Annotated in this window: 18 protein-coding genes; 11 read left to right on the top strand and 7 right to left on the bottom strand. The window is 71.5% G+C overall.

Annotation, left to right across the window (positions count from 1 at the left end; genetic code table 11):
- Positions 1–16: 16 nt before the first annotated feature.
- A complete protein-coding gene (locus ACIQUR_RS28780) occupies positions 17–895 on the top strand; it encodes a BTAD domain-containing putative transcriptional regulator (protein ID WP_403670238.1) in 879 nt (292 codons plus the stop codon).
- Between the two features lie 196 nt (positions 896–1,091).
- A complete protein-coding gene (locus tag ACIQUR_RS28775) occupies positions 1,092–1,775 on the top strand; it encodes a ScbR family autoregulator-binding transcription factor (protein ID WP_403670236.1) in 684 nt (227 codons plus the stop codon).
- Between the two features lie 102 nt (positions 1,776–1,877).
- Here the strand turns inward: ACIQUR_RS28775 and ACIQUR_RS28770 are convergent, their stop codons facing one another.
- The 3 genes from ACIQUR_RS28770 to ACIQUR_RS28760 all read right to left on the bottom strand — a co-directional run bounded on the left by ACIQUR_RS28770 (position 1,878) and on the right by ACIQUR_RS28760 (position 5,052).
- Positions 1,878–2,270 carry a DUF6009 family protein gene (locus tag ACIQUR_RS28770; RefSeq protein WP_403670234.1) on the bottom strand — a complete coding sequence of 131 codons (393 nt, stop codon included), beginning with the start codon at positions 2,268–2,270 and terminating at the stop codon, positions 1,878–1,880.
- Positions 2,267–3,697, bottom strand: coding sequence for a phage/plasmid primase, P4 family (locus ACIQUR_RS28765; RefSeq protein ID WP_403670655.1), 1,431 nt, complete (start codon positions 3,695–3,697; stop codon positions 2,267–2,269). The genes ACIQUR_RS28770 and ACIQUR_RS28765 overlap by 4 nt, the downstream gene beginning before the upstream one ends.
- Before the next feature lie 347 nt (positions 3,698–4,044).
- On the bottom strand, positions 4,045–5,052 hold the full coding sequence (locus ACIQUR_RS28760) for a bifunctional DNA primase/polymerase (RefSeq protein WP_403670231.1): 1,008 nt from the start codon (positions 5,050–5,052) through the stop codon (positions 4,045–4,047).
- A 1,237-nt stretch (positions 5,053–6,289) separates the two neighbouring features.
- Between ACIQUR_RS28760 and ACIQUR_RS28755 the strand changes: the two genes are divergently transcribed.
- The gene (locus ACIQUR_RS28755) at positions 6,290–8,368 is read left to right on the top strand and encodes an MMPL family transporter (protein WP_403670229.1); all 2,079 of its coding nucleotides are present in this window, start codon (positions 6,290–6,292) and stop codon (positions 8,366–8,368) included.
- Positions 8,369–8,562: 194 nt separating this feature from the next.
- Here the strand turns inward: ACIQUR_RS28755 and ACIQUR_RS28750 are convergent, their stop codons facing one another.
- Both ACIQUR_RS28750 and ACIQUR_RS28745 read right to left on the bottom strand, forming a co-directional pair.
- On the bottom strand, positions 8,563–9,024 hold the full coding sequence (locus tag ACIQUR_RS28750; protein WP_403670226.1) for a carboxymuconolactone decarboxylase family protein: 462 nt from the start codon (positions 9,022–9,024) through the stop codon (positions 8,563–8,565).
- A gap of 260 nt (positions 9,025–9,284) precedes the next feature.
- Entirely contained in the window at positions 9,285–10,043 is a 759-nt protein-coding gene (locus ACIQUR_RS28745; RefSeq protein WP_403670223.1) for a helix-turn-helix domain-containing protein, read from the bottom strand.
- A gap of 222 nt (positions 10,044–10,265) precedes the next feature.
- Here ACIQUR_RS28745 and ACIQUR_RS28740 point away from each other — a divergent pair, with 222 nt between their 5' ends.
- The 8 genes from ACIQUR_RS28740 to tpg all read left to right on the top strand — a co-directional run bounded on the left by ACIQUR_RS28740 (position 10,266) and on the right by tpg (position 18,305).
- On the top strand, positions 10,266–10,931 hold the full coding sequence (locus ACIQUR_RS28740) for a DUF4097 family beta strand repeat-containing protein (RefSeq protein WP_403670221.1): 666 nt from the start codon (positions 10,266–10,268) through the stop codon (positions 10,929–10,931).
- Positions 10,932–10,972: 41 nt separating this feature from the next.
- Positions 10,973–11,935, top strand: coding sequence for an ATP-binding cassette domain-containing protein (locus ACIQUR_RS28735; RefSeq protein ID WP_403670218.1), 963 nt, complete (start codon positions 10,973–10,975; stop codon positions 11,933–11,935).
- The gene (locus ACIQUR_RS28730; RefSeq protein ID WP_403670215.1) at positions 11,932–12,750 is read left to right on the top strand and encodes an ABC transporter permease; all 819 of its coding nucleotides are present in this window, start codon (positions 11,932–11,934) and stop codon (positions 12,748–12,750) included. The genes ACIQUR_RS28735 and ACIQUR_RS28730 overlap by 4 nt, the downstream gene beginning before the upstream one ends.
- Before the next feature lie 143 nt (positions 12,751–12,893).
- On the top strand, positions 12,894–13,094 hold the full coding sequence (locus ACIQUR_RS28725; protein WP_403670212.1) for a hypothetical protein: 201 nt from the start codon (positions 12,894–12,896) through the stop codon (positions 13,092–13,094).
- A 248-nt stretch (positions 13,095–13,342) separates the two neighbouring features.
- Complete coding sequence (locus tag ACIQUR_RS28720; protein WP_403670210.1) at positions 13,343–14,575, top strand: ParA family protein; 1,233 nt, start codon at positions 13,343–13,345, stop codon at positions 14,573–14,575.
- Positions 14,572–15,465, top strand: coding sequence for a ParB/RepB/Spo0J family partition protein (locus ACIQUR_RS28715; protein ID WP_403670208.1), 894 nt, complete (start codon positions 14,572–14,574; stop codon positions 15,463–15,465). The genes ACIQUR_RS28720 and ACIQUR_RS28715 overlap by 4 nt, the downstream gene beginning before the upstream one ends.
- 92 nt (positions 15,466–15,557) lie before the next feature.
- Positions 15,558–17,744: a telomere-associated protein Tap gene (tap, locus tag ACIQUR_RS28710; RefSeq protein ID WP_403670206.1), complete on the top strand. Its 2,187-nt coding sequence runs from the start codon at positions 15,558–15,560 to the stop codon at positions 17,742–17,744.
- A gap of 9 nt (positions 17,745–17,753) precedes the next feature.
- A complete protein-coding gene (gene tpg / locus ACIQUR_RS28705) occupies positions 17,754–18,305 on the top strand; it encodes a telomere-protecting terminal protein Tpg (RefSeq protein WP_403670203.1) in 552 nt (183 codons plus the stop codon).
- 5 nt (positions 18,306–18,310) lie between these two features.
- On the opposite strand, the gene ACIQUR_RS28700 is transcribed toward tpg, so the two are convergent.
- Complete coding sequence (locus tag ACIQUR_RS28700) at positions 18,311–18,784, bottom strand: MarR family transcriptional regulator (RefSeq protein ID WP_403670200.1); 474 nt, start codon at positions 18,782–18,784, stop codon at positions 18,311–18,313.
- Positions 18,781–19,482 (bottom strand): hypothetical protein, encoded by a 702-nt coding sequence (locus ACIQUR_RS28695; protein WP_403670197.1) that lies wholly within the window; start codon positions 19,480–19,482, stop codon positions 18,781–18,783. Before ACIQUR_RS28695 ends, ACIQUR_RS28700 begins: the two co-directional genes overlap by 4 nt.
- Between the last annotated feature and the right edge of the window lie 2,074 nt (positions 19,483–21,556).

Here is a 21,556-nt window from a genome sequence, read left to right as displayed (position 1 = left end):
ACAAGGGGAGTACGGCGTGGACATCGCAGTACTGGGCGCACTGTCGGTGCGGGAGAACGGAATCTCCATCACGCCGACCGCCCCCAAGCCCAGGCAGGTTCTGGCGCTCCTGGCGCTCCACGCGGACCAGGTCGTCCCGGTCTCCGCGCTGATCGAGGAGCTGTGGGCGGGCGAGCCGCCGCGCAGCGCCCGTACCACCCTGCAGACGTACGTCCTCCAGCTGCGCTCCCTCATCGCCACCGCCCTGGAGCACGCCGACCCCGGGCCCGGGACGGACGCCGAGGACGCCCCGGCGCGCCCCGGCACGGTCCCGGCGCGGCGGCGCACGGCCAAGGACGTGCTGGTCACCCTCCCGGGCGGCTACCTGCTCAACAGCGGCGGCGGCACCAGCGACGTCCGCGAGTTCGACCGGCTCGCGGGCATGGGCTACCGGGCCATGGACGCCGGGGACTTCCCCGGCGCGGCCCGCCTGCTGCGGGAGGCGCTGTCGCTGTGGTCCGGGCCGGCGTTCGCCGACGTCCAGGGCGGCATCCAGCTGGACATGGAGACCCGGCGCCTGGAGGAGATCCGGCTCTGCGCCCTCGACCAGCGCATCGAGGCCGACCTGCGGCTGGGCCGCCACCGCGAACTGCTCGCGGAGCTCACCGTGCTGGCGAGCCGCTACCTCACCCACGAGAGCCTGCACGGCCAGTTCATGCTGGCCCTGCACCGCTCCGGCCGCCGCGGCGAGGCCCTCGACGCATACCAGCGGCTGCGCGGCACGCTCGTCCGCGAACTGGGCCTGGAGCCCTCGGCGGCCCTCCGCCGCCTGCAGCGCTCCATCCTCATGGCCGGCCCCGAGGGCCCCGCCGAACCGGCGGAGACCCGCGGAGAGCGGCTCGCCCGCGTGGGCTGACGCCCGCCACCGCAGCCAGCCATCACCCGGGCACGGGCCCGGGACCTGCCCTGAGCCGCCCTCCGGGAGCGGCTCGACCCAGAGCGGTTCGACGCGGAACCGCACGAACCAGAGCCGGAGCATGACGACCAACCGCATGAGCAACCGCACGTCCGGCCGCCCCTCGGGCCGGACCCCGGTCCGAGGAGGCAACGCGGTGCAGGAAAGGTCGGAACGGACCCGCCGCAGGCTCGTCAACGCCGGAGCGGAGCTGTTCCGCCGCAACGGCTACGCCAACGCGACCCTCGGCGAGATCGCCCTGGCCGCCGGCGTGACCAAGGGGGCCCTGTACTTCCACTTCGCCTCCAAGGACGAACTGGCCGAGGCTGTGCAGGAGCGCGGCCGCACCATGCTCGACGACTCCGTCCGCGCCCTGCGCGAGGCCGGCAACAGCCCCCTCCAGTCGCTCGTCGACACGACGCACTGGCTGGCCCGCGGCCTCCACGAGGAGGCCGCGATCTCCGCCAGCTTCCGCATCACCAAGGAGTGCACCGGCCGGCAGCCGCACCTGGCGGACTTCCACCGGACCTGGATAGCGATGGTGTGCACCCTGCTGCGCCAGGCCCGCGACGCCGGGGAACTCCGGCCGGACCTGGGCTGGGAGAAGGCCGAGTCGCTGGTCGCCGCGGCGGCCTGCGGGATCGAGGTCATGTCGGGCACCGGCATGGTGTACGCCGAACTCCGGCGCCGGGTGTCCGCCCTGTGGAGCCTGCTGCTGCCGCTGCTGGTGGCGCCGAACACCGCGCGGCACCTGCGCGTCGAGGCACCGGACGAGTGGGACGGCCCGGGCACCACCCTGGCGCCGGGCGTCCCGGTCGCCGCGGGCGGCACCGCCGGCTGACCGCGCCGCCCGGAGCACCGCGCCGGCGGCTACCCGCGCGGGAACGCGGGCGGTGCCGTCGGGCTCCCGGGGGCGTGCCCCGCGTACCGGCGGCGCCTCGGCTCAGGCCGGCAGCTGCCGGGCCACCGCCGAGCGCAGCGGCCCGCCCTCGGACCGCTCCGTCTTGCGCCCCTTGCTGCCGGGCGCCAGCGTTCCCGCGTCCACGGCCTCGGCCGGCGCGCCCGTGGCGTACAGCCCCTCCGGGTCGGTGTCCCGGTCGTGCGGCAGCAGCCAGAACACCCGGCGCCGGAAGGTGCCCGAGGAGCGCGACGGCTTGGCCCCCGGGCCCAGCAGCGCGTACCCGACCATCCGCCCGTCGCGGTGGTAGGCGGGCTTGCCGCGCCGCGTCGGCAGCCGGTCCAGGCTCTGGCGGACGTAGTCGAGCCGGCTGATGTCCTCGAGCCAGACGAGGTCGATCTCGTGTCTGATCTCGTCCTCGCCGATGAGAGCGCTCATGCTGTCTCCTCGTGCGCGAGCAGGCCGATGCCCGGGTAGTACTTGCGCTGGTTGGACAGGATCATCTCCTTGGGAGACTCCAGCCCCACCACCTCGCGGACGCGTGCCGCGAAGGCCCGGGAGGAAATCGCCGGGGCGCCCTCATTCTGGCACCAGCTGCGATACGCCGCGTAGAGCTGGGCCTGCTCCGCCCTCAGCTCCGGATCGATCCGGCACAGCTCCCCCAGGAACCGCCCGGTGTGGTCCTCCGTCTCGGCGTACGCGGTCGTGGCGATCCTCACCCGCTCGGGCCCGCTGAGGTCCCGGTCGCCGCCCAGGTAGCGGCGCGCGCCCTCGATCAGCCAGTTCAGGATGCCCGGACCCTCCTCGGTGACGAGGATGTCCGCCAGGTTGTCGATCTTGCGGTCGTCGGAGACGACCCGCTCGAACGGGATCAGCCGCATGCGCCGCCAGAAGGCGAAGCCGCCGGTGCCCACCTCGGGCCGGTGGTTGCCGAGCAGCCACAGCTTGTGCGTGGGCTCGAAGCTGAAGAAGTCCTGCCGCATCCGCCGTGCCTTGATGCGGTCGCCGCCCGTGAGCAGCTTGACCCGCGCCTCGTCGAACCGGTCCCCCGGCTTGACCTCGGAGCACACGATGACCCGGCGGCCGTGGAGCTCCGCGAGGTCGGTCGGGTGGCCCTCGTACGGCCGTGCCATCAGGAAGCCGGGGGGCGCGGCGTCCGCGTAGTCGCCGAGCAGCTTGATCAGCACGTCCAGCAGCACGGACTTGCCGTTCTTGCCGGAACCGAACAGGAACGGCATGACCTGCGCGCCGACGTCCCCGGTGACCGAGTACCCGAGCAGCAGCTGCAGGAAGCCGGTCATCTCGGCGCCCTCGGCGCCGTCCCCGAAGGTGTCGGTCAGGAACCGGTTCCAGCGCGGGGTCGGCATCGGCTGCGGCGGTGCCGTCGTGGACCGCGAGTGGAAGTCCCTGGTGGGCTCGGGAGGTCTGATCCGCCCGGTGCGGAGGTCGACGATCCCGGCCGGCGTACAGAGGGCGTACGGGTCGGCGTCCAGGCGCGAGGCGTTCAGCACCATGCCCGGGGCCGACTTGGCCTGGACGAGCATGGCGTTGATGCCGCTGGTGCTGAGGGCCCGGCGGCGGTGCTGCTGGAGGGACGCGGGCGTGTGCAGGCCGCGCGGGTCCTGGGTGGCGATGGACTCGGCCAGGTCGCCGGCGGCCCACAGGATGGTGTCGTCCTCGTCGATCTGCCAGCGGGTGGAGTCCCAGCGGTACCAGCCGAGGCCCGGCACGTGCCGGTAGTCGTTGGCGTACAGCTTGACGAACAGCTTCGCGTTGCCGCGGTCGGTCAGCGTGTCCGGCAGCAGCCCGTCCGCGGTCACCTCCCCGGCCCCCTGAGGCCCTGTGTGCCCCTCTGAGACCCTCACGGGCCCCACCGCGACCGCCACGGCCCCCGAGGCCCCCACGGCCCCCTGAGCGGGCACAGCGGCCGTGTGCGCCAGGATCTGGGCGGCCACCGCCTGCGGGTCGAAGCCGACGAGCACCTCCTGTACGGCTCCGCCCCCCGCCGGGGCACCGTCCGGCCCGTCGTCCGGGAAGCCCACGGACACCTCCTCACCGAACAGTCCGGCGGCCGGCACGTCCCCGGGCACGGACGGCCCGGGGTGGGCCTCCGTCACGGAGGCGTGGTCCAGGGGCCCTTCGAAGACGTCGCCGAAGGGCTCGTCCGGGGCGTCCAGCCGCGCCTCCGACAGGCGCTTGTGGCGGTTGGTGGTCACAGGCGGCCCCCCGGGGTCAGCGGGCGGTGGGAGCCCGCGCTCAGCCCGCTGCGGATGATCGCGCCGCAGCGCCGTTCCTGTCCGGGCCGGGCGTGCTCCGCCGCGTCCCTCAGCACCCGCTCCGCCTCGGCGGGCTGCAGCAGCCCGGCGGCGACCAGCCCGCCCGCGGTGTACGCGGCCCGGTTGAGCTTCTCGGAGAACGCCGCCCCTTCGGGCACGGCGGCGCAGGCCGCCACCTCCTGGAGCACGGCGCCCAGGACCCGGCCGGCCGCACCGCGCCCGCCACCGCCGCCCGCGGCCACGACGGCCTGCTGGGCCCGCGGCGGCACGGGGCGCGGCGTGGGGACGTGTGCGGGCGGCAGGTGTCCGGTGCGCTCCAGTTCCCTGGCCAGCCAGGGCGGCAGCGGCGCCGGCTCCCTGACGGGGCCCAGCGGCTCGTACGTCCCGGCCTCGGTCACGGTGCCCGGGGCGATGATGTAGCCGCCGTGGGCCCGTACGTCGACCTGCCAGGCGAGCGCGCGCGTGGAGCCGGACGACCCGGCCGAACACTGCCAGCGGTGGCCCGGATTGGCCCGGTACCAGACGTGCAGGCCCCCGGAGGGCGTGCGGACCCGCAGCGTGCCGGTGTCCTGCGCCGGGGACGTCTCGCCCCGCAGCGCGGCCAGCACGCCGAGCGTGTGGAAGCCGTTGGCCAGGCCCTGGAGGTCGACGCCTTCCGCCACCGGGATGCCCGGCAGCAGGCGGTCCCGGGCGGGCAGCGGCTGCTCGTGCGCGTCGATGTCGATCACGACGAGCCCGGCCGGTCCGCAGGCGATCCCGACGCCGAGCCCGGGGTGGGCGCCCCACCACTGCTCGATGCGCGAGAAGTCCAGGGTGGCCGCGTGGAACCCGTGGCACCAGCGGCCGGCCCGCAGGCAGCCGCAGTCCTTGGAGGTGTGCCCGGGAGCCCGGCAGGCCTCGCAGTTCCCGGCGGGCGTCTTCCGGCCGGGCGAGAGCGGGTGCACCGGCCAGCCCTTGCTGGCACACCACCGAGCCGTGGCCAAAGGCTGCCCAGGAGTACGGCCCGCCGGGCGGACCCGGTCGCGGCGAGACCCGGAATCCGTTCCTCCGTTCGACGGCCGCCCTGAGTCGCTGCGCGAATCCCGCAGCTCAGAAGCCATGCCCATCCCCCGCAGCGACCCAAGCGACTCAACGACGGACATACCTTAGCGAAGGTCATCCGCGGAAGAGAGCATCTGGAGCCACGAGAGCCACCAGGGTCGCGCAGCGACTCAGCGACTGAAGCCACCCGCCCCCAGCGACTCAAGCACTTTCGGTCGCTCCCTCAGTAGCTGCCCAAAACCGCAGGTCAAAGCCACTCCACCCACCCAAACAGCGACTCAAGCGACTCAGCGACTGAATATATGACGCGCACAGGCGCACGCGCACGCACACGCGCACACACGTGCGTTGCGCTTCATATACCCGACCCTTCAGTCGCTTCAGTCGCTAATCACCCCCCACACATGCTCTGACCTGGCCTTTCTCCAAGCGACTCACAGCGACCCAAGTCACCTTCAGTCGCTCTTCTTCAGTCGCTGAGCCGCTCCCCCACCCCTCGGGACCCCCGGAACCCCCGCTCCGACCCCCTCCGACCCGCAGCGACCGACGCTCCTTCGGTCGCTGGCAGCGACTCAAGCGGCCCTGCACCCCACACCGAGCCCTCTCCGAGCGTTTGTACGAAAACCCACGGCCTCGGTCGCTTCGGTCGCTGCCCCCGCCCCTTCGCAGGTCAGAGCCCCGCCGGCGCCGCCCCCTCCCCCGCCTCCGGGCCCGTGGGCGAACAAGCGGACGAACCCGCCCGCCCCGGCCCCCGCCCGCCGGGCCCCCTCATCAAGAACTGGTGTGCGCATCCCGTATCCACGTACGCCGTACCCGTGCGCGGCACCCGCACACACGGCCGCCCACCGCGGGCTCCACAGAAGGAATCAGCCACCGGAACACCCCTCGCGGGGCCCGGGCACCAGGGTTCCGGCCAGCTCGAGCTGCGCTCGATCGGGACTCCACCCCGCTGTGAAGAACCTTGTGTAACAGTCCCGTCCGAGCCCCCGCTCCACGGCTCCTGACACCCTCAGCGAGATATCCATGACGACCCAGACCCCGGCACCATCTCCAACGAATTCGGACCTACCGCCCGCTACCTCCCCCACCGTTGCGAGCCGATACGCCGCCTTCGTCGCCGGCCGGCGCTCCAAGTGGGTCGTGCTCGTGCTGTGGCTCCTGCTCATGGGCATCGGTGGCTCGCTGGCCGCCGGCCTGGCCGACGTACAGGACAACGACCCCGAGACCTGGCTTCCGTCCAGCGCCCAGTCCACCAAGGCGGTCCAGCTCGCCGAGGAGCACTTCGCCGACAAGGACTCCAGCTCCGCCGTCATCGTCTACGCCCGCGAAGGCGGCCTCACCCAGGCCGACCTGTCCAGGATCGACGGCGACCGGGGCCGTCTCGGCGAGGTGGCCGCCGGCCAGGTGTCCCCCGCCGTGGTCTCCGAGGACAAGGTCGCGGCCTTCGTCAGCGTCCCGCTGCGCACCTCGCCCAGCGACGTCAAGGTGCTCACCGACGGGGTGAAGGAGGTCGGCAAGATCACCTCCGACGGCCTCCCCGCCGGCCTGGACGTCAAGATCACCGGTGAGGCCGGCAGCATCGCCGACTTCGCCGACGTCTACTCCGGCATGGACGGCGCCCTCATGGGTGCAGCGCTCGGCGTGGTGGCGCTGCTCCTGCTCATCACCTACCGCAGCCCGGTGCTGTGGCTGATCCCGCTGATCACCGTGGGCCTGGCCAGCCAGGTCGCCAGCGGCGTGGTCTACCTGCTCGCCAAGCACGCGGGCCTGGTCGTCAACGGCCAGAGCGCCTACGTCCTGATGGTCCTGGCCGTCGGTGTCGGCACCGACTACGCCCTGCTGCTCATCGCCCGCTACCGGGAGGAGCTGCACCGCACCGAGGACCGCCACACCGCGATGGCGCTGGCCGTCAACGGCTCGCTGCCGGCGCTGGCCGCCTCCGCGGCGACCGTGGCGATCGCCACGCTGTGCCTGGTGTTCGGCAGCATGAACAGCACCAAGGGGCTGGGCCCGGTCGTCGCCATCGGTGTGGTCGTGGTGTTCTTCGCCATGACCTCGCTGCTGCCGGCGCTGCTCGTGATCCTGGGCCGCTGGGTGTTCTGGCCGGTCAAGCCGCGCGTCACCCCGGGCTACGACCCGAACTCGGCGCAGGGGCACGGCAAGTGGGCCAAGATCGCCTCTGCCGTGGGCCGGCGCCCGCGCGCGGTGTGGATCGGCACGGCGCTGGTGCTGGGCCTCATGACGCTGGGCCTCTTCAGCGTCCAGACCGGCCAGACGCAGGCCGAGCAGTTCACCAACAAGGTCGGCTCGGTCACCGGCCAGCAGGTCCTGGCCAAGCACTTCCCGGCCGGCTCCTCGGCTCCGGCGGACGTCTACGTCCCCGACGCCGGGGCCGAGGCCGCGGCCGCCACCGTCGCCAAGGTGCCCGGCGTGTCCTCCGTGAACACCCAGGCGGCCAAGGACGGCTGGACGCACCTGACCGCGGTGCTGCGCGACGCGCCGGACTCCGCGGCCGCCAAGGACACCGTCCGGGACATCAGGACGGCCCTGGACGACTCCGAGGGCCCGGCGGCCGACGCGGTCGTCGGCGGGCAGACCGCGGTGGCCCTCGACGTCTCCGAGGCCCAGGGTGACGAGGAGGCGCTGCTCATCCCGCTGATCCTCGCCGTGGTCCTGGTGATGCTCCTCGTGCTGCTGCGGGCGGCCATCGCCTCGGTGCTGCTGCTCGTGTCCGTGGTGCTGTCCTTCGGGGCGGCCGTCGGTACGGCCTCCCTGCTGTTCCACGCGCTCGACCACGCGAAGATCGACCGCGGGCTGGTGCTCTTCGGCTTCATCTTCCTCGTCGCACTGGGCATCGACTACACCATCTTCATGATGACCCGGGCCCGCGAGGAGGTGGCGCTGCGCGGCCACCGCGAGGGCATCCTCACCGCGGTGACGGTCACCGGCGGGGTGATCACCTCGGCGGGCGTGGTGCTGGCCGCCACGTTCCTCGTCCTCGCGGCGATCCCGACGGTGAGCGCGCTGCAGCAGGGCCTGCTGGTCGCGGTCGGCATCCTGCTCGACACGTTCCTGGTACGCAGCCTGCTGGTTCCGGCGCTGGCCCTGGACCTGGGTCCGCGCATCTGGAAGCCGGGTCTGACGGTTCCGGAGACGGCACCGGCCGAGCCGGCGAGGAGCCGGTCCGAGGCGCCGTCCACCTCCGACGTGCTGGTCTGACGTCAGGGTCGTCCGTCCGCTGACCGCGGATCCACCCGGGACGACGTGAGCGGCCGTCCCTCCTGCTCCGGCCACGGAGCGGGAGGGACGGCCGTTTGCGTGTGCCTGAGCGCCGCGGGGGCCCGGAGCCGGGTACGCGGACGGGGCCGCCCGGTCCACGACCGGACGGCCCCGTGAGAGGACCTTCAGCAGGCCTAGCCCCAGTTCTGGCCCGCGGGCTCCTGGATGGTGACGTTCAGTCGGTTGAAGAAGTTCGTCGTCGCGATCATGAGGATGAGCGCGGCGAGCTGCTGCTCCGTGTAGTGGTCGGTGGCCGCGTCCCAGACCTCGTCCGGCACGCCCTCCCCGCTGCGGTCGGCGAGCCGGGTGGCGGCCTCGGCCAGCGCCAGGGCGGCACGCTCGGCGTCCGAGAAGAACGGCGCCTCGCGCCAGGCGGCGACGGCGTGCAGACGGTCGTCGGTCTCCCCGGCCTTCTTGGCACCCGTGGCGGCCGCGTGGACACAGGCGCTGCAGCCGTTGATCTGGCTCGCGCGGAGGTGCACCAGCTCCAGCGTCTGCGGGTCGACGCCGCCCTGGTACATGGCCTTGTAGAGGTTCTGGATGCCGGCCATGGCATCCGGCAGAACCTTGGCGGGGTTCGTCATACGAGCCTTCATAAGGTGCTCCCTAAGCGGTGTTCTCCGTCGTCACCACACTGACGGATCCCGCCCCGCCGATGTGACCGGCGAACGGCGAAACACTTTCGAGCACAGGCACGCCCACGCCTCTGACCAGCGGGGATGAGTGACCCTCAGGTGCGCCTGCGGTACGGCTCGACGGATCCTCAAGTGAGCCTGTGGCACGCCTCGAAGGATCCTCGTGCGTTTCCGTGCCGCCGCTCAGGCCGCGGGCGACCTCAGCCGCACCGCCCGGCCGGCTAGCCGCGGTCCGCACCCGGTCCGGCAGCGTCGTCCGAGGGCGTCCTGGGCTTGGTGTGGAGGACCTCGCGGGCCTGCTCCGCGGCGCGGGTGATGCTCTCGGTGACGAAGTCGACGAAGCGGGCGATGTTCTCCAGGCGGATGGCGGCCGGGGTGCCCGGACCGAGGATGCCGACGCCCTGCCGTGCGGCGTCGGCGAGCTGGGCGCTCCCCCGGGCGCTGGCGACCATCGACTGGTACCAGACGTCGTCGTCGACGAAGTAGCGCTCGCGGCGGCGCTCGTCGCGCTCCCGGCTGATGAGGCCCTGGCTCTCCAGGAACGCGACCGCCTTGGAGATGGACGCAGGGCTGACCTGGAGGCGCTGGACGAGCTCGGACGCGGTGAGGCTGCCCTCGTCGGTGGTGTAGAGGCAGGTCAGCACCCGGGACATCATCTTGGGCAGACCCTGAGCCATCATCAGCGTCGTGAACATCTCCTCGTACTCGCGCACGGCCTCGGAGTCGCGCCCGTAGGCCTGCGGCACCGCCTCCGCCCCGCTGCGGGGCGCGGCCTGCCTGCGCCGGTGGGCGCGGCGTTCGGTGGCGCGGTGGGCGAGGTCGGCGCGGTAGCCGGTGGGCCCGCCGTTGCGCATCACCTCGCGGGTGACCGTCGAGGTCGGGCGGTCGAGGCGCCTGGCGATCTCCGCGTAGGCGAGGCCGTCGGCCAGTCCCAGCGCGATCTGCTGGCGGTCCTGCTGAGTGAGCCTGCCTCCCGGCATTGCGATCTCCTTCGTCTCTGCTTGGCACGCCCACTATAGCGTTCACCCACAGTCCATTGCAACGCAATGCGTCCCGACTGTTGCATTGAAGACCCTGCCATTGCAACGATTTCTAGTATCTGACCTGCGATAACAGCAATCCTTCGCAACGAAGTCATTGAAGAATCTTCGAACGCAACGTAGCTTTCCATCATCAGAAACAACGAGCCGAAGGAAAGCCCGATGCAGAAGTTCGCCACCTCCGCCCCGATCTCCGCCGTTCTCGACATCCCGGCCGGCCGGATCCAGTTCATCGCCGCCGACCGCGCCGAGACCACCGTCGAGGTCCTGCCGGCCAACCCCGCCAAGAGCCGCGACGCCAAGGCCGCCGAGCAGACCACCGTCACCTTCTCCGACGGCGTCCTGCGGATCACGGCCCCGGCCGCCGAGAACAAGCTCTTCGGCCCCACCGGTTCCCTGGAGGTCACCGTCCGGCTCCCCGCCGACTCCCACGTCGAGGCGAAGACGGCCGCCGCCGAACTCCGCGGCGTCGGGCGCCTGGGCGACGTGGCCTTCGAGGGCGCGTACCGCCAGATCAAGATCGACGAGGCCGCGAGCCTCCGCCTCACCGCCACCGACGGCGACGTCGAGATCGGCCGGCTCGGCGGCCCCGCACAGATCAGCACCGCACGCGGCGACATCCGGATCGCCGAGGCCCTGGGCGGCACCGTCGTGCTGCGCACCCAGTCCGGTGACATCTCGGTCACCGCCGCCCGCGGCGTCTCCGCCTCCCTCGACGCCGGCACCGGCTACGGCCGCGTCAGCAACGCCCTCGAGAACGACGGCACGCCCGCACTCGACATCCAGGCCACCACCTCGTACGGCGACATCACCGCCCGCACCCTCTGACACCCGATCCCCGACCGGCAGCCTTCGAAGGAGCACACCCCATGACCACCCCGGCCATCACGGCGAACGGACTGCGCAAGTCCTACGGCGACAAGGTCGTGCTGGACGGCGTCGACCTGACCGTCCCGGAAGGCACGATCTTCTCCCTGCTCGGCCCGAACGGCGCCGGCAAGACCACCGCCGTGAAGATCCTCTCCACCCTGGTCTCCCCCGGCCCCGGCTCCGGCGAGATCCGCGTCGGCGGCCACGACCTCACCGCCCACCCGCAGGCGGTCCGCGCCGCGATCGGTGTCACCGGGCAGTTCTCCGCCGTCGACGGCCTGATCACCGGCGAGGAGAACATGCTCCTCATGGCGGACCTGCACCACCTGTCCAAGAGCGAAGGACGGCGGGTGGCCGCCGAGCTGCTGGAGCGCTTCGACCTCACCGAGGCCGCGAAGAAGCCCGCCTCCACCTACTCCGGCGGCATGAAGCGCCGCCTGGACATCGCCATGACCCTGGTCGGCACTCCCCGGATCATCTTCCTCGACGAGCCCACCACGGGGCTCGACCCCCGCTCCCGCCACAACATGTGGCAGATCATCCGCGAGCTCGTCTCCGACGGCGTCACCGTCTTCCTCACCACCCAGTACCTGGAGGAGGCCGACGAACTCGCCGACCGCATCGCCGTGCTCAACGGCGGCAGGATCGTCGCCGAAGGCACCGCCGAAGAGCTCAAGCGCCTGATCCCCGGCGGCCACGTCCGGCTCCGCTTCGCCGACCCGTCCGCGTACCGGAACGCCGCCTCCGCCCTGCCCCACGTCCAACGCGACGACGAGGCCCTGTCCCTGCAGATCCCCAGCGACGGCACCCAGCGCGCACTGCGTTCCGTCCTCGACCTGCTGGACGCCGCCGGCGTCGAGGCGGACGAACTGACCGTGCACACGCCCGACCTCGACGACGTGTTCTTCGCCCTGACCGACAGCGCCGCCGTCCCCCACCAGTCCAAGGAGACCGCCCGATGAGCACCGTGCAGACCCCCGCCCGCCCGTCCCGGCTCTCCCTCGCCGTACGCGACTCGTCCACGATGCTGCGCCGCAACCTGCTGCACGCCCGGCGCTATCCGTCGCTCACCCTCAACCTGCTGCTCACGCCGATCATGCTGTTGCTGCTCTTCGTCTACATCTTCGGCGACGCGATGAGCGCGGGCATCGGCGGCGGCGGCGCGGACCGCTCCGCCTACATCGCGTACGTCGTCCCGGGCTTGCTGCTGATGACCATCGGCAGCACCGTGATCGGTACCGCCGTGTCCGTCGCCAACGACATGAACGAGGGGATCATCGCCCGCTTCCGCACGATGGCCATCCACCGCCCCTCCGTGCTCGTCGGCCACGTCGTCGGCAGCGTCCTGCAGTCCGTCGCCAGCGTCGTCCTCGTGGGCGCCGTCGGCGTGGCCATCGGCTTCCGGTCCACCGACGCCACCGCCCTGGAGTGGCTGGCTGCGTTCGGGCTCCTCGTACTCTTCGCCCTGGCGCTCACCTGGATCGCCGTCGGCATGGGTCTGGTCAGCCCCAACGCCGAGGCCGCCAGCAACAACGCGATGCCGCTGATCCTGCTCCCGCTCCTCTCCAGCGCCTTCACCCCCGTCCACTCGATGCCCGGCTGGTTCCAGCCGATCGCCGAGTACCAGCCCTTCACGCCCGCCATCGAGACCCTGCGCGGCCTGCTGCTCGGCACCGAGATCGGCCACAACGGCTGGCTCGCCGTCGCCTGGTGCCTCGGACTCGCGGTACTCGGCTACTTCTGGTCGACCTCCACGTTCAACCGCGACCCGAAGTAGCCGCGATGACCACGCGGGCCGGCTCCCGCACCCCGTCGCACCGAGGGCGGCGTACACCGACACCGGTCGGAGTGCGCCGCCCCGTCGGCGTTCCCGGCCCCACGACCTAAGCTGCGCACCAGCCCACCGATGAAGGAGCAGCCATGGCCAAGGTGACCGTCTCCCTCGACGCCGATCTGGCGATCGAACTGATGCTGCTGTCCGGTACGACCAACCCCCAGGACGCCGTCGAACTCATCGCCCGCGACTACCTGGCCCGTGCCCACCGCACCGAGGCCCGCACCGCCGACGCCACCGACGCCCACCGCACCGCCCGGCCGGCCACCCCCATCCAGGAAGGCTGACCCGAAGCACCGTTAACGCCGTTAACGCTCCCCGCCCCCACCGGCACCTCCCCCGCGGTCGCAACGCGGCCCTCGCACGACCAACCGGAATCAAAGATTCCACTCGTTAACGCCGTTAACGCCCCCCTCTCCAATCCCCAGGACCATTAACGGCGTTAACGCCCCCACCTCGCACCACCCTCGAACTTCGTTAGCAAAATGGCGTGTCAGCTCCCCCCACACGCCAGAACGTTAGTAAAGTCCCTCCCATGACTTCGCCCTCGTCCCCGCCCGACCGCGACAAGGTCGTCTCCAAGCTCACCCCGTGGCTCCGCCAGGAGCTGAAGATCCGCACCGCCCAACTCGGCGTCGACATCCAGGACGCCGTCCACCAGGGCATCGCGGACTGGAGCTCCCTGGCCTCCACCCCCTCGCCGGTCGACACCTCGGGGGCCGAGTCGTTCTCCACCTGGCTCCCCGCCGGCCAGTGGGACGCCTTCCGCGCCGACGCCAAGCACCGCGGCGTCTCCCTCATCCAGGGGCTCGCCCAGTCGGTCCAGCTCTGGCTGGAGAAGAACCCGGCCCCCAGCGTCCAGCGCCCGTCCGTCGTGCGCCGCATCGTCGTGTGCAACCAGAAGGGCGGCGTCGGCAAGACCGCCATCACCGCCGGCACGGGCGAGGCACTCGCCGAGGACCCCAACACCCTCCACCCGGTCCGCATCGCCCGCCAGCTCGCCCTCCAGAACGAGGACGACCCGGCCGTCGACCGCGAGGACCTGCCCGGCCTCGGACTGCGCGTCCTGCTCGTCGACTTCGACCCCCAGGGCCACCTCACCAAGCAGCTCGGACACGACCCGCTCCCCATCGGCGGCGACAGCCTGACCCGCCACATGGCCGGCGAGGGCTCGGGCCCGCTCCAGGACCTGGTCGTCTCCATCGAGGACGGGCGCTTCGGCGACCGCCTCCACCTCCTCCCCTCCTGCACCGACGCCTTCCTCCTGGACGTCCGCCTCTCCACCGTCCGGGCCCGCGAGGCCGCCCTCGAACGCGCCCTCGCCCCCCTGGAGTCGGAGTACGACGTCATCCTCGTCGACTGCCCCCCGAGCCTCGGCCTGAGCATGGACGCGGCCATCTACTACGGCCGCCGCCGCCCCGCCGAGCAGCCTGGCGCCTCCGGCGCGCTGATCGTCGTACAGGCCGAGGACTCGTCCGCCGACGCGTACGACCTCCTCACCTCCCAGATCAACGACCTGCGCGACGACCTGAGCCTCGACATCGACTACCTCGGCCTGGTCGTGAACCTCTACGACGGCCGCCGCGGCTTCATCGCCACCAGCTCCCTCCAGGCCTGGATGGACATAAAGGATCCGCGCGTCGTCGCCATCGTCCCGGACCTCAAGGAGCAGCGCGAAGCGGTCCGCGTGAAGCAGCCCCTCTTCGTGTACGCGCCCAAGGGCGACCAGGCCGTCGTACTCCGCGCCCTCGCCCGGGAGATCTCATGAGCAAGGCAGACAAGCTCGGCGCCTCGGCCTCCTTCGCCCGGGCCCAGCCGGTGAACGTCAGCTCCCGCCGCGCGGCCATCGCGGAGGCGACCGGCGCCCCCACCTCCGGCGTCATCCCGCCCTCCGAGGTCCCCATCGAGGCCCTGACGCACAACCCCTTCAACCTCCGCGAGGAACTCACCGAGATCGAGGAGATGGCGGAGTCCCTCCGCGTACGGGGCCAGCTCCAGCCCCTCGCCGTCGCGACCCGCATGGCGTTCATGGAGGCGCACCCGGGCCAGCTCGAAGGCCTCGGCCGCGCCCCGTACGTCGTCATCGACGGCAACCGGCGCCTCGCGGCCGCCCAGCTCGCCGGCCTGACGAGCATGCACATCCACGTGAACGACTCCCTCGCGACCAGCGCCGCGGACATCCTCGAATCCGCCCTCATCGCGAACGTCCACCGCGTCGACGTGGCCCCCATGGACCAGGCCCGCGCCCTCCAGGAGCTGGTCGACGTCCACGGCTCCCAGGCCAAGGTCGCCAAGCGCCTGGGCAAGACCCCCGCCTGGGTCTCCCAGCGCCTGGCCCTCCTCAACCTCACCCCGCCCCTGCAGGAGAAGGTGGAGACGGGCGAACTCAAGGTGGAGCCGGCCCGCCGCATCGGCCGCCTCCCCCAGGAGGAACAGGCGGCAGCGGCAGCGGAGACCGTTAACGCCGTTAATCCCCCGCGCCAGCGCACCCGCCCCACCGCGCCGCCTCCTGCCCCCACCGCCCCCACCGCCCCCACCGCCCTCACCCTGCCCACCCCGACCCCCACCCCCGAGGCCATCGTCGAAGCCCTCACGACGACCCTCGCCCCTTCCGACCTGGCCAGGGTCGCCGAACTCCTCTCGGCCCGCCTCTCCTGAGCACGTGGGGGCGTTGACGCCGTTAACGGCGTTAACGCCCCCACGTGCGTTTCATGTGCGTTCAGCAGTGCGTTCCAAGCTAGGGTGATCAGGTGCAGCACGAACAGGACAAGCTCTTCGCAGCCGTGGACGCCCTCCTCGAAGAGGCGGCGGCCCAGGACGCCCTCCCCCACCCGGACGAGCGCAAGCGCCTCCGGGAAGCGGCGGGCCTCAGCCAGGACCAGATCGCGAAGGCCCTGTCCGTACGCCGGGAGACCGTCACGTCCTGGGAGACCGGCCGCACCGACCCACGCCCTCCCAAGCGCGCGGCGTACATCCGCCTCCTGGACGGCCTGGCCACCCTCCACCCCACCCCGGAACCCGCCCCAGCGCAGGCACCCACGCCCACCCCCGCGGACACACCGGCGCCCACTCCGACCGGCCCCACCCCCGAGACCACGGACCAGGCACCGCCGCACGTCTCCACCCCCGAGCCGGCCCCCACCCGGCAAACCCCCCAGCCCACGCAGCGCCTCACGGCGCCCACGGCCGACACCCCCGATCCCGGCAAGGAACGAGCAGGGGCCCAGCCCCGCAAGCCGGCCACCCCCACCCGCACCCCCACGACGGCCCCCACCACCCCCGCCCCCCTGGCCGTCCTGGACGGAACCGGCACGGCCCACGCCCCCCACGGCCTCCTCCTCGACTGCCCCGCCCAGGATCTCCCCTCCCTCATCACCTGGGCCCTGGAAACCGGCCTCGGCGCCCCCCGCCTCCACCCCAACGGCAAGGACGCCGACCCCCTCCTCGTCCTCACCGCCGAGGCCGCCCACCGCTTCGGCCTGCCCGACACCCTCGAAGACCGCCGAGGCCTCCGCCTCCCCGACAACCACCCCGCGGTCAAGGCCCTCACGAAGGCCAAGTGGCAGCTCACCCGCCGCGGCTTCGGCCCCTGGGCCCGCGTCTACCGCCCCGCCGACAAGGGCAGGCGCGCCTGCGTCCAGCTGGCGGTCCTCCCCTGGGGCGCCCTGGACCCCCGCGCCTGGGGCGACACCGACACGCTCCCCGCTCCCGAGATCGCCCGCGTCCTCGGTACGTACGCGGCCCGCGTCCTCACCCCCCGCGGCTCCACCGCCGTCTCCGGCCTGGAACTGATGACGGCACTCCGCCCGCCCACCCGGGCAGCCAAACAGGAGAACCCCGACGGCACGGTCAGCTGGGTCTCCTCCCCCGTCCCCGGTTCCCTCACGGCCCCGGTCGACCCCGCACCCCCGGAGGCCCCCGACGAGCACCCCGTCGTCGCCGCCCTCTACCCGCGCGCCCACCAGCGCACCCCGGACCAGGTCCTCGACGAAGAGGCCTATGACTGGATCCGCGACCCCGAACTCCTCACCGACGCCGAGTGCGCCCGCACCCACGCCGTGGGCATCGACGTCAACATGGCCTTCGCCGCGGCCGCGAACCGGCTCACCATCGGCACCGGCCCGGCCGTCCACACCACGGCCCCCCGCTTCGACCCGAAGACCCCCGGCAGCTGGCTGGCCGACCTCTCCGGCATCGAGCTTGACCCCCGCCTCCCGAGCCCCTTCACGCCCCACGGCGGACGCCCCACCGGCCCCGCCTGGTACGCGACCCCCACCCTCGCCTACGCCGCCGAGCTGGGCCACGAGGTCCGGCCCATCGAGGCCTACCTCCGCTCCGGAGCCACCGCGTACCTCGATCCCTGGTACACCCGCCTCCGCGACGCGTACCTCGCCACGATGGCCGACCTGGGCGTCACGAAGGACCTCACGGAGGCCCAGTTCCTCGACGCCATGGCGGTCCACAAGGCCCACGACGAGCCCCTCGCCCACGTCCTGTCCGCCATCAAGGCCACCGTCAAGGGCGGCATCGGCAAGCTCCGCGAACGCCCCCAGGGCCTCGGCTACCGCCCCGGCGAGCCCTGGCCGGCCCTCGAACGCCCCACCTGGCGCCCCGACATCCGCGCCGCCGTCATCTCAACGGCCCGCGTGAACATGCACCGCAAGATGCTCAAGCTCGCCCAGCACGCCGACCTCCACCCCATCGCGGTGCTCTCCGACTGCGCGGTCTACCTCTCGGACGGCCCGAGCCCGCTGGACTTCCTGCCCCACACCCCCGAGGGAAAGCCCCTGCCCGGCGGCTTCCGCCTGGGCGTCAGCCCCGGCATGGTCAAGCACGAAGGCACCCAACCGCTCCTCTGGGCCGTCCAGATGCTCGACGAGCGCCACAACCCCGCCCGCCACATCAAGGGCCACGACGCAGCGGCCGACGGAGAGTAGCCACCCCCGATGTCCATCGACGACAGCATCACCCGCGCGGACGAACAGCACTTCACGCGCCCGATCCCGAAGTCGGCAGGCGCCCAGATGCGCTTCCTGGTCAAGCAGCTCAAGTCGACCCGAGAAGCCGCAGCCCTCCTGGGCATCTCCCAGCGCACGGTGGAGCGCTACCTCAGGAACCAGATCAAGCAGCCCAAGCCGGCCCTGGCAGCCCGCCTGGAAGCCGAAGTACGCCGCCGCTGGCAGCCCCTCGTCCGCAAGCGTGCCCGCGCCCGCGCGGCCACCCAGACCGGCCTGGTCATCGAGACCCGCGCCCGCTTCGGCTTCACCGCCGCCCCCGGCACCACGGACGACGGCCGCATGCGCCGCATCACCCAGCACCTGCCCCCGGAGTACGCGGGCCGCCTCTTCGCCGCCCAGGAGGCGGGCGCCAACGAAGCAGCCCTCCAGCGCATCGCGGCCGAGGGCCTCCAGGAGCTCTACTTCAAGGACCACGGCTCCCGAGCCGCCGGCCTCCTGGTCGAGTTCACGGACATCGACTACATCGAACTCGACTTCTGAGAGACCTACCCCACGGCGTGCAGCGTCCTCCGACGCTTGCTCTCCGCCGCCTTCTTCGCAGCGGCCTGCGCGGCCCGCTTCTTCCGCTGCTCCGCCAGCTGGTCCTGGTACGCCGCCACCGCCCGGTGGTAGCTCTCGACGTACCCGCGCACGTCCAGGCGGTCCTCGACCGGCATGGCGTTCACCGCGGCCACGGCGTCCTCGAACGAGTTGTACCCGGCCAGCATCGGGTTGATCTGGTACACCCCGTTCCGCACCTTGCGCACGAGCTTCGCGAGCTCCAGGCTCCGCAGCGCCGCGTTCACGCTCGGCCGGCTCAGCTCCAGCAGCCCGCCGATCGTCGCCTGGTCGATCAGGATCCGCCCACCGGGCTCGCTGAGCGACCGCAGCTTCAGCAGCACGCGGTACGAGGCCGGCGGCAGGTCGAGGTCGGAGAGGAGCCCGTCGGCATTGACCGCAGCGAATCGCAAGGTGCTCACAGAGCCGTCCCTTCTTCTGTGCGCCGCGACCGGCTCAGCCGCCGCGCAGCGCGCTCTTTGGCCCGTTCAGCCCGCAGTTCCTCGATGGCCTGCCGCATGTGATCCAGCGACGGGAACCGCACCAGTTCCGGAAGGCTCGCGTCGCCGCGAATCTTCGAGATGGTGCTGTGCTGCTCCACCTTCACGAACTCACCCGTTGTCTCCGTACCCGGGATGAACTCTGCCACTCGGTAACTGTAGGGCGGGTTGAACTGGTACACACCCCGCCTCACCTTGAAGACGATTCCGTGAGACATGATGGTGTGCAACGCCTCGGACGTCTTCGTCCGACTGACGTCCAGGATGGTAGCCATCTCCTCCTGGGTAAGCGGAATCCGCCCCCCCGCCCGCTGGCACGCAATGAGCAGCAGGATGAGCCGCAGGGGCAGCGCTTCCCGGAAGTACTGCGCGATCACCAGAAAGAACTCGAGGCTGTCCATCGAGAACGCGTTCGGCTGAGCAGCAGTCCCGTAGAACTCCAGCGGCTTCCGCTCACCCTCCAGCGTGAGCTTCCGACTCGGGTAACGCTTCGCCAGGCCGTCCAAATCCCGCACGGGCGCCAGCGGCTGACTCCACGCTGAGATGGCGTCATCAACGGGGAGATCAGGACGCGGTGCCCGCGCCGGACTCGGCCGGCGGCGCTGCGGCTCGGATGTCACGGGCTGCTCTCCACTTCGTTGATCTACGAGAGCAGTATGTCAACCAGGACGACATACATGTCACCCTCATTGACGTTCGGCGTGTCTTATGTCCCCCCACGAGGGACACATCTCGGCCACCCTCGGCCGGATCCTTCTCCCGACACTCCGTCAACCCCACCACCCCACCAACCAGTTCACGCACACATCTCCCCAAAAACGTCAGCCAGGCCGACGTTTTACCCCAAATACCGTCAGCGAGACCGACGTTTTGAAGCCGTTGTGTCCCCCCACCAGGGACACAACGCACGAGATATGTCCCTCCTGAGGGGACACAACTCTCCCCCCGCACCCCCCCTGACCTGCGCAAACACATCTCCGTACCCTCTATATGCCGCCCCCCGGCAAACCGTCTCCCCCATAACTCCCCAAACCCACACAACCCACCCCCCGAAAAAAGCCAAGCGATCGCCAGCACCCCCAGTCCTAATCCGCACAACACTTTGAAGCACCCCCATTAACGCCGTTAACCCCCAGCCCCTACCAACCACACTCAGAACCATCTCCTTGAAGGCTGCGCGACCACACCTGGGACGAACTTGCCCCCACATGGCTGCCGCTCGCATATTGGCTGCCCGAGGAGTGAGCTGGTCCTGGAGACGGTTCTCAAGGGCTACATGGGGAAGCGAAGCGCACCCACGCAGCAAACCCAAAGGCCTGGGCCTTGTTTCACGAGGTCACCGCGCGTGGTCTGCTCGGGAAATGCGGCGCTCTTCTGAGTCCGCCCAGTTGCGTGAAGCGAAGCGGACCCAGCTAACAGGCCGAAGGCCTGGACCCTTGTGAAACGAGGTTTTTTCTGGGTGGGAAAGGTCCGGGGCCTGGCGAAGTCAGGTCCTTGGGGTGTAGCGAAGCGGAACCCCTCCGGTCCGGAGCGAAGCGGAAGACCCCGGCGCCGAAGGGGCTGGCTCTGACTCGGCAGAGCCAGCCCCGCCGAGCTTAGCGAGGGGGTTCATTGCCCCGGAGCAAAGCGGAGGGGGCATGGCTTCGAAGGGGCCTCGGCCTAGCGCAGCGAAGGCAGTCTTTCCTTCCGTGTGCAGCGCGAAGGAACCTGAATCAGCCCGGCTTGGGCTGGGTGGTTCCTGCAGTGAAGCGCGGGAGCAGGGCGAGATCTCGCCCGAGCCCGAGGGTTTCCCTGTTATGCGCTGTGTCCGGAGCGCAGCGGAGGACTTCCGGCCTGAAGGGCCGGCTTTGGCTGGGTGAAACCCATAGCCCCGCTGAGCGCAGCGAAGCAGTTCTCTCCCATGCGCGCAGCGTATGAGGACCGGGGGAGCGTGGCTATCGCCTGGGTCTCCCGTTGCTGCTGGCTGCCCGCGAAGCGGGCTTAGCAGGCTGCGCAGCTGCCTGCTAAGGCGGAGCGAAGCGAAGCCCGTCCGGTGGAGGCGCGAAGCGCCTCCACCGCAGGTCACAGAGCAAAGGCGAAGCCGAGCCCCGCCGAACCGAGCGCAGCGAGGCGGCTCGCTGCCCCGGAGCGAAGCTGAGGGAGCCGACCAACTCGGCTGGTCAGGCTGGTCGGGCAGTGAGCAAGGCGCACCGGCCCGAAGGGCCCCGAGCAAAGCGAGGATTTCCCTGCCAAGCACTACGTGCTTGGCCGAAGCGCAGCGGAGGACTCCGGCACAGGCTGGCTTTGGCTGGGCGAAGCCCAGCCCCGCTGAGCGCGGCGAGGCGGTTCACTGCCCCCGGAGCGAAGCGGAGGGGGCAAGCCTCCGAGGGAGCCTCGGCCGAGCGCAGCGAGGCCGGTCTCCCCTTCGCGCGCAGCGCGAAGGGACCCGTGACCAGCCCGGCTGGGCTGGCAGGGCAGCGAGCAAGGCGCACCGGCGGAGCACTTCTTTCTATGCGCGCAGCGCATAGAAACCGCGGGAGCGTGGCTGCTTGCGCCGGGGTCTCCCGTTGCTGCTAGCCGCCCGCAAAGCGGGCCTAGGCAGGCGGCTGCGCCGCCTGCCTAGGGCGGAGCGAAGCGAAGCCCGCCCGGTGGAGCGAAGCGAAGCCGACCCGCCGAGCGCAGCGAGGCGGTTAAGCCAAGCCCTGCCGAGCGCAG

The sequence above is a fragment of the Streptomyces sp. NPDC101132 genome, assembly GCF_044759225.1.
In the GTDB taxonomy this organism is placed as follows: domain Bacteria; phylum Actinomycetota; class Actinomycetes; order Streptomycetales; family Streptomycetaceae; genus Streptomyces.
This window is presented reverse-complemented; position numbering and strand designations above follow the sequence as displayed.

Bases quoted from the DNA above. Each gene is read 5' to 3' on its own strand.
- ACIQUR_RS28770 (WP_403670234.1), bottom strand. From the start codon at position 2,270: ATGAGCGCTCTCATCGGCGAGGACGAGATCAGACACGAGATCGACCTC.
- ACIQUR_RS28750 (WP_403670226.1), bottom strand. From the start codon at position 9,024: ATGAAGGCTCGTATGACGAACCCCGCCAAGGTTCTGCCGGATGCCATG.
- ACIQUR_RS28745 (WP_403670223.1), bottom strand. From the start codon at position 10,043: ATGCCGGGAGGCAGGCTCACTCAGCAGGACCGCCAGCAGATCGCGCTG.
- ACIQUR_RS28740 (WP_403670221.1), top strand. From the start codon at position 10,266: ATGCAGAAGTTCGCCACCTCCGCCCCGATCTCCGCCGTTCTCGACATC.
- ACIQUR_RS28735 (WP_403670218.1), top strand. From the start codon at position 10,973: ATGACCACCCCGGCCATCACGGCGAACGGACTGCGCAAGTCCTACGGC.
- ACIQUR_RS28730 (WP_403670215.1), top strand. From the start codon at position 11,932: ATGAGCACCGTGCAGACCCCCGCCCGCCCGTCCCGGCTCTCCCTCGCC.
- ACIQUR_RS28725 (WP_403670212.1), top strand. From the start codon at position 12,894: ATGGCCAAGGTGACCGTCTCCCTCGACGCCGATCTGGCGATCGAACTG.
- ACIQUR_RS28720 (WP_403670210.1), top strand. From the start codon at position 13,343: ATGACTTCGCCCTCGTCCCCGCCCGACCGCGACAAGGTCGTCTCCAAG.
- ACIQUR_RS28715 (WP_403670208.1), top strand. From the start codon at position 14,572: ATGAGCAAGGCAGACAAGCTCGGCGCCTCGGCCTCCTTCGCCCGGGCC.
- tpg (WP_403670203.1), top strand. From the start codon at position 17,754: ATGTCCATCGACGACAGCATCACCCGCGCGGACGAACAGCACTTCACG.